Below are 1,847 nucleotides of genomic sequence, written 5' to 3' on the forward strand. Positions count from 1 at the left end.
GATTTGAGTTCAAAAATCTCTTAATCTCGTGTCCGAAAAAACTATACAGGTCACCGATCCGCATAAAGGATATCGGGCAAGTCATCTGCGGGTGTTGCCGTCGATGGCCTTCTGCGCGAACGCCGGGAGCACGTAGAACACGGCGATGCAAGCCGCAATGCACATTCCCCAGGGAAGGTCGCCTACAGGCCATCCCGGAGGATACGGGTACACGCTCGTCGCCATGACGGGGATGCCCAGAACATTGAGCGGATACGCCAGGAGCTGGCCCTTCGTGAAGGTCAGGAAAAAACGAGGCGTTTCTTCAATCCGAGGGTTCTTTTGGCGTTCCAGCGGGGTGTACGGCACTACCAAGTGGATGAGGAAGAAGAACACCGCCGAGCCGGCAAGGGCAAACAGGAAGATGTCCTGCAGGGCGGCGACATTCACGTCGCCGCCCTGCTCCGCCCAAAGGTACGTGTACTCGAGTAGACGCTTCAATCGTTTCTGCCTTTCGTCGGAAAGCGTTATCCCTTGTAGTCTACCCGAAAAGCTGCTCGTACAAGCGCATGCTGTAGCGAGACGACCAACCGTAGCGCATTGCGAGCCACGCTACGTAGCTGTAGAAGTCTGAGGCCATGTAAAGAGAAACGGATGCAGCGGATGCAACGAGGCCGATTGCGCCAGCCCCGATAACTCCGACAGGTCCGCCAGCTAGCATAGTAGTTGCAGCCATGCCGAGCACGATACCGATCATTTCCTCTTTGGCCATTTGGTCGTACTTAGTCAGGATATCCTTGTTGGCTGCATACTCGGCGGCAATCTCACTTACTTTTCGCTCCGGGTCGTTCGACATAGCCGTATCGATACTGGCCTTTAAATCGGCAAGGTCACTCGACAAGGCGGCCCCGTCATATACGGCCGATAAGCCAGCAACCGAAGCCTTGGAGCGGTAACCCCATTCGGAGATCTGCCCAAGCGTACCGGCGGCGTCGTACACGTCCTTAGCCGTGCCCACGATGCCTGCAGCTCCAATCGCGATGTTGCCGATCTCCGCTATGTGCTTAGTGCCGCCAGTGGCGTTGAGATAAGTGGAATAGGTATCGCGATCCGCCTTGAGAAGCCACTGCGAGAAGAACGGCTGGACGTTGGAGCGCGCCGATCCATCGAGCAGGTAGTCGATACTGCCGGCCGACCAGTAGTTGCTGCCAATGTCGATATAATGGGATATATACATGTAAACGGCCTCGGTAGCCAAATCGGACGATCGACCCTTCGCAACGCTCCAGTTTGCGCGATTGATCGCATAAGACACCGCAGAGCCTTGGGCATCGAGGAGGTCGACTTGCTCCTCATCCTCGGCCATGAGCTGCGGGGAGGTCGCAGTCAGAGAAGCGAGGTACTCCTCGGCGTCTGCCGCCCACGACTCATCGTCGGGCGCCTCGGGCAGGTTCGCGAAATCGACGGTAACGGCACCGTCGGTGGCTTTCGAGAGTTCGTCGACGGCGGCGCCTGCTTTAAGACTGCTCGTCAAAAGCTCCTGGATCGCAGCGCTCATCTCGGTGTCCTCAACTACGACCTGCGCGCTCGGATCACGTACCTCCGCCGGTTCCTCGGCCAGTGCTGGCAGCGGCACCATGCAGGCAAGCGAAGCTGTTAAAAGTACACTCATCCCCTTTTTCAAATGGTCTTTCATTATCCCTCCTTAGGTACATCCAACGATGTTTTTAATTATAATTTTTTCACTATAGTTTTTCAATATCAACAGATCTTTCGGTGTGAGTAACATTAACTGGGGGAAAGAGGGGTATCCCAGAATGAGAGGCAGAAGTAAGGACCTTCCTGTATTCTTTGAATCGACTAAAAAA

General features: G+C 55.2%; 2 protein-coding genes. Both read right to left on the bottom strand.

Annotated elements, in window-relative coordinates:
• Nucleotides 1–81: 81 nt before the first annotated feature.
• Nucleotides 82–480, bottom strand: coding sequence for a hypothetical protein (locus RR842_RS14485; RefSeq protein WP_332515091.1), 399 nt, complete (start codon nucleotides 478–480; stop codon nucleotides 82–84).
• A gap of 40 nt (nucleotides 481–520) precedes the next feature.
• A complete protein-coding gene (locus RR842_RS14490; protein ID WP_332515093.1) occupies nucleotides 521–1,675 on the bottom strand; it encodes a hypothetical protein in 1,155 nt (384 codons plus the stop codon).
• Nucleotides 1,676–1,847: the final 172 nt, after the last annotated feature.

Source organism: Gordonibacter sp., assembly GCF_036667095.1.
Lineage (GTDB): Bacteria > Actinomycetota > Coriobacteriia > Coriobacteriales > Eggerthellaceae > Gordonibacter.